The organism is Paenibacillus sp. FSL L8-0644 (assembly GCF_038008165.1).
Lineage (GTDB): Bacteria > Bacillota > Bacilli > Paenibacillales > Paenibacillaceae > Paenibacillus > Paenibacillus polymyxa_D.
Genome location: NZ_JBBOYN010000001.1, coordinates 4,134,797 through 4,150,272 on the forward strand (window position 1 = coordinate 4,134,797; position 15,476 = coordinate 4,150,272).

Sequence of the window (15,476 nt, forward strand, 5' to 3'; positions counted from 1 at the left end):
CGGAAACTCCATATTGCAAACCGTTTCTAGGTTCAAGTATATGCGCCAAAATAGAAGGCATGCCATCTTTTATAGCTGTTTGTGCAGCTTTTGAAAATCATCCGGCCAAGCATCCTCCACAGTAATCGTTTCGCCACTCAGCGGATGACAGAAGGTAAGACGCTCTCCGTGTAGCGCCTGCCTGCCAAAATCAGTAGCACGCCCCCCGTATAATACATCCCCAAGCAACGGGTAGCCAGCATGACTAAGATGTACGCGAATCTGGTGCGTCCGTCCTGTCTCCAGCGTCAGATATACGAGACTCACTGCACTTGAACCGCTTCCCCATACTTCCCCGAGTTCAATATGGGTAACCGCCTTCTGCCCAGTCGGAGATACACGACGGCGCTGCTTATGATGCCTGTCCTTGCCAATCGGCCAATCCAACGTTCGCAGCGATGGAGGTACTTCCCCTCGTACCAAAGCTACATACCGGCGGTCGATATCCTTAGCTCTCATTTGCTCGTCCAGCTTGAGCAACGCAAACTCATTTTTGGCATATAGCACCGGGCCCGTCGTATCCACATCCAGACGATGTACATGCCGTACCACCGCATGAATGCCATTCATCTCATAGTAGGATGCGACAGCATGATCCAACGTCAGCGGACCATCCTGCACACCACCGTCCGGATGTACTGCCATACCTGCTGGTTTATGTACTACCAGACAAAAATCATCTTCATACAGTACCTTCAAATCATACCAGCGAGGGGTGATGCCAAGGTTCATTACAGGAAAAAGGGCCAGCCGTAGCCGGTCCCCTGTAAGTTCAATCTCTTTATCATGGCGCAGTCTGCGCCACAGCTTTTCCGGTAATTCCAAACGATTCAGCAACCACTGATCTACAGCATCAGCGCTGTTTTTTTCCTCGTCTGTGATTTCCCGTCCTGGCGTGACTTCCAGCCACGGTCCTCTTCTTTTCCAGCCACCTTGCCAGCTCATAGACGTTTGAGCGCGCGATAGTTCGCCTCAATGGTGGCATCAATATCCTCTACCGTATGCACGCCCGATACAAACATACCCTCAAATTGAGATGGTGCTACACTGACTCCCTCATTCACCATTTCAGTAAAGTAACGACGGAAGTGGTCCTGATTACTCGTTTTAGCTGTATCAAAATTGACAACCTTTTCTTCTGTAAAAAATGGACAAACCATGGAACCCACGCGATTGATCGTGACAGGGATACCTAGCTCGTTCGCATTACGTTCGAATCCGGCTTGAAGTCGTGCTGCCCGCTCTTCCAAGCGATCGTATACTTCTGGCGTCAGCAATTTAAGTGTCGAATAACCTGCTGCCATAGCCAGCGGATTTCCGCTAAGCGTACCCGCTTGATAAATGGGCCCCGATGGAGCAATCCGCTCCAGAATATCACGACGTCCGCCGTAAGCACCTACAGGGAGTCCACCACCAATCACTTTACCCAAACAGGTAAGATCCGGTGTCACACCAAAGCGACCTTGAGCCGAATGAAGTCCAACCCGGAATCCAGTCATCACTTCATCAAAAATCAGCAGACTTCCGTACTGCTGGGTTACCTCACGCAAACCTTCCAAAAATCCAGGCTGTGGCGGTACAACTCCCATATTGCCTGCTACTGGCTCGACAATAATTGCGGCAATCTCTTCGCCAAATTTCTCAAAAGCTAGCTTCACCGAAGCTAGATCATTATAAGGGACAGTGATTGTATGGGTGGCCACAACTTCAGGCACACCGGGACTATCGGGCAAGCCTAATGTGGCAACACCAGAGCCTGCTTTAATCAGCAAGCTGTCCGCATGACCGTGATATGATCCCTCAAATTTAAGGATTTTACTACGGCTCGTAAATCCGCGTGCGAGTCGAATCGCACTCATAGTCGCCTCAGTTCCGGAGTTAACCATACGTACAATGTCCATAGAAGGAACACGCTCACATACGAGCTTGGCCATTTCGGTTTCTGCCAACGTTGGTGCGCCGAAGCTGGTTCCTTTTACAACAGCAGCCTGTAAAGCTTTAACCACTTCGGGATGTGCATGGCCCATAATAAGCGGTCCCCATGAACATACATAGTCTAAATAGGATTGACCATCAATATCATATACGCGCGATCCTTCGCCATGGTCGATATACACAGGTGTAATTCCAACAGATTTAAAAGCCCGTACCGGGCTGTTTACGCCACCCGGAATGTATTGTTTTGCCTCATCAAAGGCTACTTTGGAGTTCGTATCCTTGCGCACTGTTCGTTGTTCGTCGATCATTCTGACCACTCCTATCTTCTGAAAATAGACTTATTGCTTCAACCATCTTGCCGCATCCTTGGCCGAATAGGTAATAATCATATCTGCACCCGCACGCTTCATACTTGTCAAAATCTCTAGCACCATTGCTTTTTCATCAATCCAGCCTTGAAGTGCCGCTGCCTTGACCATGGCATATTCACCACTAACGTTGTAAGCCACCATAGGCAGATCAAATTGATCCTTAATCGTGCGCATTACGTCAAGATAAGAAAGGGAAGGCTTCACCATCAGCATATCTGCCCCCTCCAGCACATCAGATTCTGCTTCTCGCAATGCTTCACGTGCATTAGCAGGATCCATCTGATAGGATTTGCGGTCACCAAACTGCGGCGCAGAATCTGCGGCCTCCCGGAAAGGACCGTAAAAAGCAGACGCATATTTGACGGAATACGACATAATTGGAATATGTGAAAAGCCTTCTAGATCCAACCCCTGCCGAATCGCCTGTACAAAACCGTCCATCATATTAGATGGCGCGATAATATCTGCACCAGCTCTGGCCTGAGATACAGCTGTACGTACCAGCACCTCCAGAGATTCATCATTCAATACCTCACCGCATACCTCACCATCATGCTCATGCATGTGCACCATACCGCAGTGTCCATGGTCCGTAAACTCACACAAACAAGTGTCAGCCACAACCAGCAGTTCGGGATAACGCGACTTGATCAGACGAGTAGCTTCCTGAACAATACCATCGTCCACAAAAGCCGAAGTCCCTACGCTGTCTTTGGTTTCTGGGATGCCAAATAGGAGCACAGCGGGAATGCCGAGCTCACTAATCTCTTTCAGTTCTTCCTCCAGCCGATCCAGAGAAAAACGGTATACACCTGGCATAGAGCTAATTTCCTGTTTCACCCCAGTGCCAAATGTAACGTAGATCGGTTGGATAAAATCAGCGGGATTCAATACGGTCTCACGCACCATACTGCGGATTGCAGCCGACTGGCGCAAACGGCGATGTCTGGTAAAAGGAACACTCATGATTACAAACCTCCATTTTTTATACATTCATTAGTAAAAACAAAAAAATTATAATGTCATAACAGTACTTGAACGTTTCCACTCACACAACGATTGGATCAGACTTTCAATGGTCGCCTTCTCTGACATAAAACTTACAGTCAAGCCGGCTTGGGTAGCTGTCTCACCGGTCAAAGGACCTATCACAGCAATCGTAACTCCCTCCAGCAGCGACACCGGATCATGGATCCCCATTTGTCTGAGGGCTTCTAAGAAAAAGGTTACAGTTGAGGAACTGGTAAACGTAATCGCATGAATGGCACGCTCCTCAAGCAGCTTGAGAAGTTCATCATCCTGTGTGTTGGCTGCTAGCACCGTTTGATACAAATCAGCCTCGGTCACATGAAGTCCCATCTCCCTCAGCTTTTCTGGCAGCCACGGCCGAGCTAGATCACCTCTTGGGAGAAATACGTTCTGCCCTGCCTGCAAATCCTGCTCAAATCCTTCGAGCAAGCCCTCTGCCTGAAATGGGCCCTCGATCTGTTCTGCCACAATTCCGTGTGTCCGAAGCGCGGCTGCTGTAGCCGGTCCGACTGCGGCAATACGCGCTTTGAACAGCATACGTACGTCCTTGCCCTGTTCCTTTAAGTGCGTGAAAAAGTATTCCACTCCATTAACGCTGGTAAAAAACACCCAATCATATTCTGGCAGTCGCGCAAATGCCTCTTTAATTTCCTGTTTGGTTGGCTCGTCCGAAGGGGCGACCGTCTGAATAACTGGAAATTCATAAGGCTCGCCACCAAGCTCTTCTATCCGATGGACCAGACTGCTGGCCTGCGCACGCGCGCGAGTAACCAAAATTCGCTTGCCAAACAAAGGCATGTCCTCAGCCCATTTTAACTGTTCACGTTGATTGACCACTTCTCCAACAACGATGACGGCGGGAGGCTGAAAATTCGCAGCCTTCACCTTAGCTTCAATATCCGCAAGCGTACCCACCAGCGTATCCTGCTCGGCACGGGTTCCCCAGCGGATCAAGGCAACAGGAGTATTTGATGGCTTGCCGTGTTTTATCAGCTGTTCACTGATATAGCCAATCTTTGCTACACCCATCATAAAGATCAGTGTGCCCGTTGCGTTCGTCACTTTATCCCAATGAATACTTTTGTCGAGTTTATCCGGACTTTCATGACCTGTAATGATAGATAGCGATGAGGCCATATCCCGGTGTGTGACTGGAATCCCCGCATAGGCGGGCACACTGATTGCTGATGTGATGCCGGGTATAATTTCATAGGAAATACCATGTTTACGCAGTAGCCCGGCTTCCTCGCCGACTCGTCCAAATATAGTAGGGTCTCCCCCTTTAAGACGAACAACTGTTTTTCCTTCCAAGGCCAAATCCACCAACAGCTGATTAATTTCCTCTTGCTTCATAGTGTGACGATCTGGCAACTTTCCAACATATATTTTTTGGGCCTCTGGCTTCATCAATCCCAAAAGGCGCGGGCTTGCCAGTCTGTCGTACACAATGACATCGCCCAATTGAATGCATTCCCAACCCTTGACCGTAATTAATCTTGCGTCTCCGGGTCCTGCACCTACCAAATATACTTTTCCTGCCATGCTATCATCCCCTCACCTGCGCCAGAATCTGTTCTGCTCCTTTGGCTATCAAACTGGCCGCCACCGCTTCTCCCAGCTTTTGCGGATCATTTCCCTGGAGCGTTTCCTTCAAAATAACCTCGCCATCTGGCGAGCCTACCATGCCCGTAAGGCTGATTTCTTGACCAGCCCAGACGGCATGAGCCCCGATCGGCACTTGGCACCCCCCATTTAACACGCCCAAAAAGGTTCGTTCTGCCGCAACGGTAGCCGAGGTATCCCGGTCGTTGTAAAGGCGCAGCAAGGCCAATAGCTCTTCATCACTCGCGCGACATTCAATACCCAGCGCTCCCTGCCCAACCGCCGGCAAACAGTCTTCTTCCGGTATATAGGATGTAATTCGATCTTTCCAGCCCATCCGATGCAAACCTGCTGCCGCCAAAATGATAGCGTCAAAACCTTCCGTCTCCAGCTTTTTCAGACGGGAATCAATATTCCCACGCACAGGCTCCAATTGTAGATCAGGTCGCATGGACTTGATTTGACTGGCTCTGCGCAGGCTACTCGTGCCCACCTTTGCCCCTTGAGGCAAATCCTCCAGGCTCTCGGCGCCCAATGTGATCAGGCAATCACGTGGATCCTCACGACGCGGTACAGCGCCGTTGACAAGCCCTTCCGGCAATTCGGAAGGCATATCCTTCATACTATGTACTGCCATATCAATCTCACCAGCCAGCATGGCCTGTTCAATCTCTTTGACAAAAAGCCCTTTGCCACCCACTTTGGACAAGGTTACATCCAATATTCGATCACCCTTGGTCAGGATTTTCTTTACGACAAATTGCAAATCCATTCCATGCTCCGCGCATAGCGCGTTCAAATCTTCAATGACATGCCCGGTCTGAGTTAACGCCAGCGCACTCTGTCTGCTGCCTACCACAATTGTTCGCATGTTATTCCTCCTGATTTTGCGCAATCCACAGGTCTATTTGTTGTTCGGTCCAAGCCATAAATTCATGACGGCGTATTTGATCCAAAATTCCGCTACTCGCCAAGCGCCTCAGTAGTTTAGTCCTTTGCTGTGGGGAACTTATCTTACGTTTGATGATCTGTCGCATATCGTGCATGAAATCCAGATATGGCTCGTATTCGCTACCAAACAACGTATCCAAGGCTGATGTAATATCAGCGGTCACAGCGGGGCCTGCCCCTTCTGTAGAGATACTAATCGTCAGTCTCCCTCGTCGGATGATGCCCGGCGTTATAAAATCTCCCTCTTCCGAGCGATCCGCCACATTTACCAGTATACCCCTTTGTCTGGCCTCATGCGCAACCTTATTATTCACTTCTCTCTGGTTCGTAGCGGCATATACAAGAAAGGCTCCCTGGAGGTCACCCTCGCGATATACGCGATTTACCCAGTGGAGCTGCTTGTGATCGGCCAGGACCTGTAAATCCGGCGTTATATTCGGGCTAATGAGGGTAATGGACGCCCCACTTTCCATCATCCCCTTAACCTTTCGTTCCGCAATCCTGCCGCCGCCTACAATACAACAGATCTTATTGTTACAATTCAACGAAATCGGGACAAAATGCTGCAAATGGCTTTTCACTCTCCCGTCCACTGATGAAATACAGACCAGGAATTCAGCAAAAAATTAAGAATCAATAGCGTGTAGCCCACCAATGCCCACTTTGCCATCACAAGCCCTGAACGCTGATTCAATCTTTTGCTCACTAAAAATATAATATACACACACAGGGCAATCGCTGTCATCAGCACCTTGGTATCTAGCAAGAGAAGCCAGCGTTCCTCAGCAATAATAGAAATAACGGCAACTACAATAGAGACTCCCAGCAAAGGAGTACCAATCAACAGCGCCATATGCGTATACCGATCCATCATTTCCAGACTCGGCAGGCGTCTGATCGTGTCATTCCATTTCTTTACTTTCAATTTACGATGCAAAAACAGATATAACCCCGAAAATACAGCTGCTACCGTCATCGCTACAAAACCAAGATTAGCCAGCGCAATATGAATCAGGAGCAGCCCATGCACGGTATGCCAATTTCCAAGTGGATTGTCGAGAGGCTCCATCCATATATTGTTGAGCACCAGCACTGCAAAACTAATAATATTAAGCAGCAATACCGCAAATTCGGAACGCTGATAACGTGTCAAAATCAAAGAAATCAGCACTAAAATAACTGAAAACAGAAATAGAAAATCGTAGGTCACGAAAATAGGAAGGTGCCCTTCATTCCAGGTTCTTATCCCCATATAAGCAAGCTGGAGCACCAGAACGACAACAAGAAGCCCTGTACCTGTCCGTTTAGCATTCGCATTGCGACGAATCCCATCCGAGAATACAAACAGAAGGCTCAGGGCAAAAACATAAATCATTGAATCATATATAAGCATGCCTGAAGCCACGTCTGTTCACCCACTTTTACAGGCTGGCCGGCGCAAACGACGCTGGCAAAGCCTGAGCCTGAACGGTTTTTTCATGAACACCGGCTTCCGGTTTTATTAACGCAGATGCATCGCTTTTATCTACTTTCTGAGCGGCGTCATCCAAACGATCCTCCAGAGCAAAAATGTGGCTAAACATGTCCAGGGCCTCATTCCCCTGTTTTTGGACAGCCAGTTCCTTTACCCGATTGATCGGATCATGCATCATCTGGTTCAGCATGCTCTTCGTCAAACGGCTAATCACTTTGCGTTGCCGTTCATCCAGCTCGGGAAGCTTATTGAACAAGCTTTCCAACGTATCCTGATGTACAGACTCCGCTTTTTCCTGTAATGCACGAATCACCGGACGCACTCCCATCGTTTTCAACCATTGATAAAACTCGCTAAGCTCATCTTCGATCATATGCTCGATTTTTGTAGCTTCGGTACGGCGCATTTCCAAATTGCTCTCCACGATCCCTTCCAGATCATCAATATCGTACAGGAAAACATTCTGTAATTCACCAATAGCCGGGTCGAGATCACGCGGAACCGCAATATCAATCATAAACAAAGGACGGGACTGTCGACGTTTCATACTTGCTTCAACCCGAGTCCGATCCAGAATATACCCCTGGGCACCTGTCGAGCTAATAACAATATCCACGTCCGCCAACCGATTCATGCCTTCCTCCATCGTAACCGGCGTTCCATGGAACTTGGAGGCAAGGTCTTCCGCACGGGACAAGGTTCGGTTGGCTACAATAACCTCGGCTGCTCCGCCGCTGTACAAATGCTTAACCGTAAGTTCACTCATTTTACCAGCACCGAGAATCAGTACCTTTTTATCGGTAAACATCCCGAAAATCCGTTTGCCTAGCTCAACTGCTGCATAGCTGACAGATACGGCACTTTCTCCAATAGATGTCTCTGAATGGGCACGCTTGCCCAATGTGACGGCCTGCTTAAACAACATATTAAACCACGTTGCCGTAATTTTCTGGGATTGAGCCTGAAGAAAAGCGTTCTTTACCTGTCCCAAAATTTGTGTTTCTCCGATTACCATAGAATCAAGACCACAAGTCACACGGAACAAATGCCGAATCGCCTGCTCGTCCTCATATATATATAAATGTTGTGTAAATTGATCACGCGGAATGCCAAACCATTGCTCCATAAAACTGCGTATAAAATAGCCGCACATGTGAAGGCGGTCCACTACAACATATATTTCAGTCCGATTGCAGGTTGCGACAACTACGCCCTCCAACACACTTTTGGTAAGTTTGAGTTGCTCCAGCGCTTTTGGCAAATCTTGTTCTGCAAATGTAAAACGCTCTCTGACTTCCACAGGCGCCGTACGATAATTCAACCCAACAACGACGATGTGCATTGCAAATTCACCTGCCTAAACTGTAATAAGAATAACCACTGTTATCATAAACTATGTTAATTATATCACAGAAGTCCGAATCTCCTCCGGCTGTTTTATGAATTGTTTATGAAAATTGAATAGCTTTCATGAAACCAGCACGTTCTGTATGATTTGATTTAGTGTAGACCACTTTTAAAACAAATAACCATGGAAATGTTCCATGGCTATAATATAGGACGCACAAACGGCTCCATAAAAAACGATTTACACTAACTCAGCCAGCTTGCACTCTGGTGATTCCACCTGAAGTTCTCCCAAGCCGCGAATCAGCTTTTTCGCATATGTTTTTTTCGGTTTTAGAACGGATACCAGGTAATCAATAGCCAGCTGCGGATCGACAGTCTCACCGCAAGTATAACAATCAATAGCGGCAAACCCTCTCTCAGGATACGTATGAATAGAGAGATGACTCTCCGACAACAGTACAAGCACGGTAGCTCCCTGTGGTTCGAACTGCTTGGATTGAACGGACATCACCGTTGCTCCGCAAGCTTCAGCTGCTTCAACTAATTGAGCCTCCAAAAACTGCGCATCATTCAGTAATTCAAACTCAACACCCCAAGTATCTACGGCAACGTGTCTTCCGAAAGTTGAGTACTCCAATTCCATCTTTCGGTTCCCCCTTCCTAGGAATAAAATGTTTGGAAAAATTTCATCCGCTAGGACCTACGTCATTCACTTCCCGAGGGAATAATCTCTCGCAACATTCAATGTCCTGAGTGAATCCTGGTTCCTATATTTCATTTTCAACGAGATTAAAAATAACATCTATGTGCAGCAAATGCAATCATTTTTTAAGAATAAAAAAGCCTATTTCGGTAAAGAAAGGGACTACATGGCATAACGATTCATTCCATATATTCATGCCTTATTAAGCTTCCAGTGCAAATAATTTTGAGCAACTCATTCGAAGCTTGTGGTCAATCTGTTCCAACTCCGAGAAAGTACGCGCCAAATTCCGCTGGTCAAGCAACGAATTAATGAGATGATATACGTCAGATATTTCATTTTCGACGTTCTGATGCTGAAAAAGCTGTTGCAATTCCTGCACCGTATTTTTATATTCGAATACCAGCCTGGAACCTCCGGCATTCTTCTCCATAATTTTACGAACCGTACCTTCATTATAAAAATACACCATAGTGAATCCTTGATACATTCGGTAAACGATGCCTTCGCCCTTAAAACGAACAAAAAGTTTGCGTATAAACAGGGTTAGTTGCGGATGAATTAAGCGACAAGTCAATTCACACACAAACGCTCCCTCTTTGGCTTCAAAAAACAAATGAACTTCCTCACCCGCACTATGCTCCAGAACGATTTCCTGTCTTCCGTTATCTAGAACTTTAATATAGTAATGCACCTGGGGATCATCCACTGCCCGCAAAAATTCGTCCATTTGGGTTTCCGACAAGGTCAAAGTGGTTTTAACATACTCTGTGGCTAACCGCTGAGCCATACCCATCTCCTCAATTCTTTCCTGAACCTATAAGTTTAAGCTTTAAATTTATTATACATCAGACCAAAAGTGCTTTTCTTGCACATCAAATCATAAATTCCCGCCATACATCGGAAATAAGCGGAAAATGATGGGGTTGAGACTGCATTATCCCCCATATACTCACTTTTCGGCTTAAAATCCACGAGTTCTTTTTGTTATTATATATTATTCCCACCTATTTAGTAAGTTTATTTTTTTGAAGCCCGAACCATGAAAAAAGGACGTCCTCAAGGACGTCCCTAGCCTTACAATTCCGTCTGCTCTTCTTCGTCATTCTCTATATAGCTGGAGATGACAGACCACAGCTCTTCCTTGCCCATACCTTCTTCGGATGAAAAGGGGATAAACAATCCCCCGGGAAGTATTCCGAGTTCCTGCTTGATTACCTTGTAATGCTTTTCTCGCCGCGTTTTAGGGATTTTATCTGCCTTCGTGCCTACAACACATACGGGAAGCCCGTTATGACGCAGCCAATCATACATCATGATATCGTCCTTGGACGGCGGATGGCGCAAATCTACCATTTGAAGCACCAGTTTGAGTGGCTCACGCTCCAGCAAATAAGACTCAATCATCTGCCCCCAAGCCTTGCGGGACGTTTTGGATACCTTGGCGTAACCGTAACCGGGAAAATCGACAAAATAGAGATCATCATTAATCCGGTAATAATTGAGTTGCTGGGTTTTACCTGGCGTAGAACTGGTACGCGCCAAATTTTTACGGTTAATCAACCGATTAATCAATGAAGACTTTCCTACATTGGAGCGCCCCGCCAGAGCAATCTCTGGCAAAGCGTCCACAGGAAACTGATCGGGACCAACCGCACTTATTATAAATTCTGCTTTTGTTACTTTCATTGTGTCCTTAATTCCTCTCTAATGTACCCTTGCCTGCTCAACCAAAGCATGCTTTAGCACCTGATCCATATGGGCAACGGGGACAAATTCAACATCCTGCCGGATACTGTCGGGAATATCCTTTAAATCCCGTTCATTATCTTTGGGAAGCAGAATTTTTTTGTAGCCTGCCCGGTGGGCAGCCAGCGACTTCTCTTTTAAACCACCAATCGGCAATACACGGCCGCGTAGAGTAATTTCGCCCGTCATAGCCACATCCTTGGATACATGACGGTTGGTCAAAGCTGAAATTAACGCGGTAGCAATAGTAATTCCCGCAGATGGACCATCCTTCGGAATCGCACCCTCAGGAATATGAATGTGGATATCATTTTTCTCATAAAAGTCTAGTTCAATGCCCAGATCAACTGCTTTGGAACGGGTGTAGCTGAATGCCGCCTGTGCAGATTCCTTCATAACGTCTCCCAGTTTACCCGTAAGAATCAGTTTACCACTACCAGGTACGACCGTCACTTCAATCATCAGTGTTTCACCACCGACCTCTGTCCATGCCAAGCCTGTAACCGTACCGATCTGATCCTCCAGTTCTGCAACACCGTAACGGAATTTAGCGATACCCAGATAATCCTTCAGATTATCCGGTGTGATTTGAATTGGTCCTTCGCCACCAGATACAACGGACTTCGCCGCCTTGCGGCACAGAGAAGCCATTTGCTGCTCAAGATTCCGCACACCAGATTCACGCGTATATTCGCGAATGACACGCAGTAGCGTATCCTCCCCGATAACCAGTTGTTCCTCGTCCAAGCCATGCTCTCTCTTCTGCTTGGGCAATAGGTACCGATTGGCGATTTCCAGCTTCTCCAGTTCGGTGTAGCCAGGAATATAGAGCGTCTCCATGCGGTCCATTAGCGGACGCGGGATGTTGTGTGCAGCATTGGCTGTCGTTACAAACATCACATTGGACAGGTCAAACGGCAGCTCAACAAAATGGTCACTGAACGTATTGTTTTGTTCAGGATCAAGCACTTCGAGCAATGCCGCCGATGGATCTCCTCGAAAATCGGAAGCCATTTTATCAATCTCATCCAGCAAAAATACTGGATTAGACGTTCCTGCGGTCTTCATCCCCTGAATGATCCGCCCTGGCATCGCACCAACATAAGTCCGACGGTGACCACGGATTTCCGCTTCATCCCGCACACCTCCGAGAGAGATGCGGACAAATTCCCGACCCATGGATTTGGCAATCGAACGGGCCAACGAGGTCTTGCCGACCCCTGGCGGACCCACGAGACACAGAATCGGTCCCTTAATGGTCTTCACCAGCTTGCGTACAGCCAAATACTCCAATACACGCTCCTTGGGTTTATCCAATCCGTAGTGGTCGTTATTAAGTACCTCTTCAGCTTTGACGATATCCAGATCATCATCGGTAAACTTGTTCCATGGCAAGCTTAACAACCAATCCACATAATTACGGATGACGCCACCCTCGGCAGAGCTTGCCGGCATTTTTTCCAGACGATCGATTTCCTTTTCGACCTTCTCCTTCACCGGAACAGGCAACTCCAGTTCACTTAGCTGGTTGCGCAGTTCTTCAACTTCTCCCGCGCGACCTTCCTTCTCGCCAAGTTCCTTCTGAATTGCCTTCATTTGTTCACGCAGATAATACTCCTTCTGCGTCTTTTCCATCTGCTTCTTCACACGCTGGTTGATTTTACGTTCCAGCTCCAGTACTTCACGCTCATTGTTCAAAATATCCAGAAGCTTCTCCAGACGCTGAGTAACGTCGATCGTCTCCAGTATATCCTGCTTTTCCTTAATTTTGAGCGTCAAATGACTTGTGATTACGTCTGCTAGCCGTCCCGGCTCCTCAATATCCGATACCGCAGCGAGAGTCTCCGGTGTTACCTTTTTGGACAAGTTGATATAATGCTCGAACTGAGTTAATACAGTGCGCATTAGCGCATCCGTCTCAGGCTGTACGTTTTCTGCCTCGTGCAGCTCCTTCGCCATTACCTCGTAATATTCTTCATTGTCCGTATATTGAATAATCTCGGCCCGTTCCAGCCCTTCCACCAATACTCGAATGGTTCCATTAGGAAGTTTGAGCATCTGGCGTACCTTGGCTACCGTGCCGACTCGAAAGATGTCCTCTTGTGTAGGTTCTTCAATATTTACTTCTGATTGAGAACACAGGAGAATCAAATTGTCTTCAACCATCGCTTTTTCCAAAGCCTTGACCGATTTTTCCCGGCCCACATCGAGATGCAGAACCATACTCGGGTAGACCAGAAGCCCTCTTAAAGGCAGCAAAGGAAAACGACGACCTTTTGTCTTGGTGGGTCCCATCGCTTTCGCACCTCCAGTGATTCTCAGGTTCCGGATTTTACAATCCTCAAGTTGTTATCTTTCATATTTTATCAAATGTTTTATGAAAAAACCAATGAAAGGGTGGTTCATCAGCAAGATCCTGTATCTGATATCGTCCCGTTATGCGTTCCATCAGCCTGTAACAAGGAAGATTGGGATGGGCGAAAAGTCTCAATTGGCGCATGTACAGGCGAATCCGACGTTATCTCTTCCCCGAACACATGTCGGAACACTTCGGTAACCGACTGTACGGGAATCACTTTTAAACCCTCAATGCTGTCAAAAAGAGCTTGCCAGTTGTCCTGCGGAATGATCACTTTTTTGGCTCCTGCCTGAAAAGCGGCTTCAACCTTGGCTAATACACCACCAATCGGTTTGACACGACCATGGATGCTAATTTCGCCAGTCATTGCAATTTCATGATCCACCGGAATTCCCCGCATCGCGGAAGCAATGGCTGTTGCCATCGCAATTCCTGCGGACGGGCCATCTACCGGCGTACCCCCAGGGAAATTGATATGCAAATCGTAATTCGACGGAGACAATCCGAGCGTACGCAAAACAGTTAGAACATTTTCTACAGAACCTTTAGCCATGCTCTTACGGCGCAGTGTACGGGACCCGCCTCCGATTTCTTCCTCATCCACAACCCCCGTAATATTATAGCTGCCCTTTCCCTCAGGAACCGGAACTGCTGTAACTTCAATTTCAAGCAGCATCCCCATGTTCGGGCCATATACAGCTAATCCGTTAACAAATCCGATTTGCGGCAAGCCTGGTATTTTTCGGTCAGGACGCGGTTGAATTTGACTACTGCCCGCTACCCATTCGACGTCGGAAGCATTGAGACATTCCCTTTTCTCGGTAAGTGCCAAACCAGCAGCCAGCTGGATCATATTGACCGCCTCCCGACCGTTCGTTGCGTAACGCTGTACAACTTCTACCGCCTCAGGACAAGGGCCAAAGCCTAGCTTGTGGACGGCATCCTCTGCAATACGAGCAATCTCCTGTGGCTGCAAGGCACGGAAATAAATCTCCATGCACCGGGAGCGAATCGCAGGTGGCAGTTCATGCGGCGAACGGGTCGTCGCACCCACCAAACGAAAATCGGCTGGCAAACCGTTTTGGAAAATATCGTGGATATAAGCAGGAGTATTCGAATCTTCCGAGTTGTAATACGCACTCTCCAAAAATACCTTGCGATCCTCCAGTACTTTCAAGAGTTTATTCATCTGCGTTGGATGCAGCTCACCAATCTCATCAATGAACAGCATCCCCCCATGCGCCTTCGTCACAGCTCCGGGTTTAGGTTGTGGGATACCCGCTACCCCCATCGCTCCTGCCCCTTGATAGATTGGATCATGCACTGAACCTATCAGCGGGTCCGCAATACCGCGCTCATCAAAGCGGGCCGTCGTAGCATCAATCTCCGTGAATTTGGCGTCTCCCTTGAACGGAGAGGACAGATTCTTCTTAGCCTCTTCCAGCACAACGCGTGCAGCAGCTGTCTTCCCTACACCCGGCGGGCCATAAATAATGACATGCTGCGGATTCGCACTACATAACGCAGCCTTGAGCGCGCGCAGTCCATCCTTCTGACCCACGATATCCTGTAATGTGGCAGGACGTGTGCGTTCAGCCAACGGCTTGGTAAGTGAAATAGAACGCAATTTGCGTAGCTTATCCAATTCCTTGCGGGATTCCCGATCCACCGCACTACGGTTCGTTTTCTGGCTCCGCAGGAGGTTCCAGAAATACAGACCAATAACAATCCCGAAAAACATTTGCACCAATAACAAAATCATAGTCAAGTCCATCGTATTTCCTCCGTTTCTCATCTCAGCAATTTTAAAAATGCCGCTCTATGAAAAACAGTATTTCCTTTTCCGCGATAGCTAAACGGCGGTCTTTCAAAAGATCAGAGAGAAATACAAAAACACCGCGAAGAACAGTT

General features: G+C 47.6%; 13 protein-coding genes. All 13 read right to left on the reverse strand.

From position 1 onward, the window contains the following. Positions 1 to 69: 69 nt before the first annotated feature. A complete protein-coding gene (locus tag NSS94_RS18745; protein WP_340932990.1) occupies positions 70 to 984 on the reverse strand; it encodes an RluA family pseudouridine synthase in 915 nt (304 codons plus the stop codon). Further along, entirely contained in the window at positions 981 to 2,285 is a 1,305-nt protein-coding gene (hemL, locus tag NSS94_RS18750; RefSeq protein WP_069011263.1) for a glutamate-1-semialdehyde 2,1-aminomutase, read from the reverse strand. Before hemL ends, NSS94_RS18745 begins: the two co-directional genes overlap by 4 nt. A gap of 30 nt (positions 2,286 to 2,315) precedes the next feature. Then, the gene (gene hemB / locus NSS94_RS18755; RefSeq protein WP_028541574.1) at positions 2,316 to 3,314 is read right to left on the reverse strand and encodes a porphobilinogen synthase; all 999 of its coding nucleotides are present in this window, start codon (positions 3,312 to 3,314) and stop codon (positions 2,316 to 2,318) included. 48 nt (positions 3,315 to 3,362) lie between these two features. After that, positions 3,363 to 4,919, reverse strand: coding sequence for a uroporphyrinogen-III C-methyltransferase (cobA, locus tag NSS94_RS18760; RefSeq protein ID WP_069011261.1), 1,557 nt, complete (start codon positions 4,917 to 4,919; stop codon positions 3,363 to 3,365). Between the two features lie 4 nt (positions 4,920 to 4,923). After that, positions 4,924 to 5,850 (reverse strand): hydroxymethylbilane synthase, encoded by a 927-nt coding sequence (gene hemC / locus NSS94_RS18765; protein WP_209950328.1) that lies wholly within the window; start codon positions 5,848 to 5,850, stop codon positions 4,924 to 4,926. A gap of 1 nt (position 5,851) precedes the next feature. Beyond that, complete coding sequence (locus tag NSS94_RS18770) at positions 5,852 to 6,499, reverse strand: precorrin-2 dehydrogenase/sirohydrochlorin ferrochelatase family protein (RefSeq protein ID WP_069011260.1); 648 nt, start codon at positions 6,497 to 6,499, stop codon at positions 5,852 to 5,854. An 8-nt stretch (positions 6,500 to 6,507) separates the two neighbouring features. Next, positions 6,508 to 7,335 (reverse strand): cytochrome c biogenesis protein CcsA, encoded by an 828-nt coding sequence (ccsA, locus tag NSS94_RS18775; protein WP_029518408.1) that lies wholly within the window; start codon positions 7,333 to 7,335, stop codon positions 6,508 to 6,510. A 16-nt stretch (positions 7,336 to 7,351) separates the two neighbouring features. Further along, positions 7,352 to 8,746 (reverse strand): glutamyl-tRNA reductase, encoded by a 1,395-nt coding sequence (gene hemA, locus NSS94_RS18780; RefSeq protein WP_029518407.1) that lies wholly within the window; start codon positions 8,744 to 8,746, stop codon positions 7,352 to 7,354. A gap of 246 nt (positions 8,747 to 8,992) precedes the next feature. Beyond that, positions 8,993 to 9,391, reverse strand: coding sequence for an adenosylmethionine decarboxylase (gene speD, locus NSS94_RS18785; protein WP_025365654.1), 399 nt, complete (start codon positions 9,389 to 9,391; stop codon positions 8,993 to 8,995). A gap of 268 nt (positions 9,392 to 9,659) precedes the next feature. Further along, positions 9,660 to 10,247: a hypothetical protein gene (locus tag NSS94_RS18790; RefSeq protein WP_029518406.1), complete on the reverse strand. Its 588-nt coding sequence runs from the start codon at positions 10,245 to 10,247 to the stop codon at positions 9,660 to 9,662. Between the two features lie 287 nt (positions 10,248 to 10,534). Beyond that, complete coding sequence (gene yihA, locus NSS94_RS18795) at positions 10,535 to 11,146, reverse strand: ribosome biogenesis GTP-binding protein YihA/YsxC (RefSeq protein WP_029518405.1); 612 nt, start codon at positions 11,144 to 11,146, stop codon at positions 10,535 to 10,537. Between the two features lie 18 nt (positions 11,147 to 11,164). Continuing rightward, positions 11,165 to 13,501, reverse strand: a complete 2,337-nt coding sequence (gene lon, locus NSS94_RS18800) for an endopeptidase La (RefSeq protein WP_023989969.1) — start codon at positions 13,499 to 13,501, stop codon at positions 11,165 to 11,167. 110 nt (positions 13,502 to 13,611) lie between these two features. Then, positions 13,612 to 15,339, reverse strand: a complete 1,728-nt coding sequence (gene lonB, locus NSS94_RS18805) for an ATP-dependent protease LonB (protein ID WP_029518404.1) — start codon at positions 15,337 to 15,339, stop codon at positions 13,612 to 13,614. Positions 15,340 to 15,476: the final 137 nt, after the last annotated feature.

What these genes read in the sequence shown, in the direction of transcription:
- hemB (WP_028541574.1), bottom strand. Translation starts at nt 3,314, where the DNA reads ATGAGTGTTCCTTTTACCAGACATCGCCGTTTGCGCCAGTCGGCTGCA.
- cobA (WP_069011261.1), bottom strand. Translation starts at nt 4,919, where the DNA reads ATGGCAGGAAAAGTATATTTGGTAGGTGCAGGACCCGGAGACGCAAGA.
- NSS94_RS18745 (WP_340932990.1), bottom strand. Translation starts at nt 984, where the DNA reads ATGAGCTGGCAAGGTGGCTGGAAAAGAAGAGGACCGTGGCTGGAAGTC.
- yihA (WP_029518405.1), bottom strand. Translation starts at nt 11,146, where the DNA reads ATGAAAGTAACAAAAGCAGAATTTATAATAAGTGCGGTTGGTCCCGAT.
- lonB (WP_029518404.1), bottom strand. Translation starts at nt 15,339, where the DNA reads ATGGACTTGACTATGATTTTGTTATTGGTGCAAATGTTTTTCGGGATT.
- hemL (WP_069011263.1), bottom strand. Translation starts at nt 2,285, where the DNA reads ATGATCGACGAACAACGAACAGTGCGCAAGGATACGAACTCCAAAGTA.
- hemA (WP_029518407.1), bottom strand. Translation starts at nt 8,746, where the DNA reads ATGCACATCGTCGTTGTTGGGTTGAATTATCGTACGGCGCCTGTGGAA.
- NSS94_RS18790 (WP_029518406.1), bottom strand. Translation starts at nt 10,247, where the DNA reads ATGGCTCAGCGGTTAGCCACAGAGTATGTTAAAACCACTTTGACCTTG.
- hemC (WP_209950328.1), bottom strand. Translation starts at nt 5,850, where the DNA reads ATGCGAACAATTGTGGTAGGCAGCAGACAGAGTGCGCTGGCGTTAACT.
- lon (WP_023989969.1), bottom strand. Translation starts at nt 13,501, where the DNA reads ATGGGACCCACCAAGACAAAAGGTCGTCGTTTTCCTTTGCTGCCTTTA.